This window comes from Pseudomonas sp. KB_15 (assembly GCF_052114525.1).
In the GTDB taxonomy this organism is placed as follows: domain Bacteria; phylum Pseudomonadota; class Gammaproteobacteria; order Pseudomonadales; family Pseudomonadaceae; genus Aquipseudomonas.
Genome location: NZ_JBFREX010000242.1, coordinates 1 through 429, shown reverse-complemented (window position 1 = coordinate 429; position 429 = coordinate 1). Strand labels below are relative to the sequence as shown.

General features: G+C 68.3%; 1 protein-coding gene. It reads left to right on the top strand.

Features of this window, described 5'->3' with window-relative positions; translation table 11 throughout:
• Window positions 1–30: 30 nt before the first annotated feature.
• A partial coding sequence (locus tag AB4Z35_RS30685) for an MFS transporter (protein WP_442101256.1) occupies window positions 31–429 on the top strand: 399 nt, incomplete at its 3' end.

Here is a 429-nt window from a genome sequence, read left to right as displayed (position 1 = left end):
GCCTTTCCACCCGGCACCGACGCAGGCGTGATGCCGCTGCTCGCCGGGCGGGCGTTGCGCGGTTTCTGCGATGGATTCGTGGCTGTACTGCTGCCCGCGTACCTGCTGGCCCTGGGCTTCGACCCACTCGCCGTGGGACTGATCAGCAGCGTCACGCTGATTGGCTCCGCGATGACGACCATTCTGGTCGGACTCGTCGGGAACCGCTTTCCGCAGCGCCGTCTGCTGATACTGGCGGCCGCCCTGATGGCCGGCACCGGGGCGGCCTTTGCGGGTCTGTCATCGCTCTGGCCGCTCTTGATCGTTGCCTTTATCGGCACGCTGAACCCGAGCTCGGGGGATGTCAGCGTGTTCCTGCCGCTCGAGCAGGCGCGGCTGGCCGAGGCCGCGACACCTGACGCGCGCACGGCATTGTTCGCGCGCTACGGA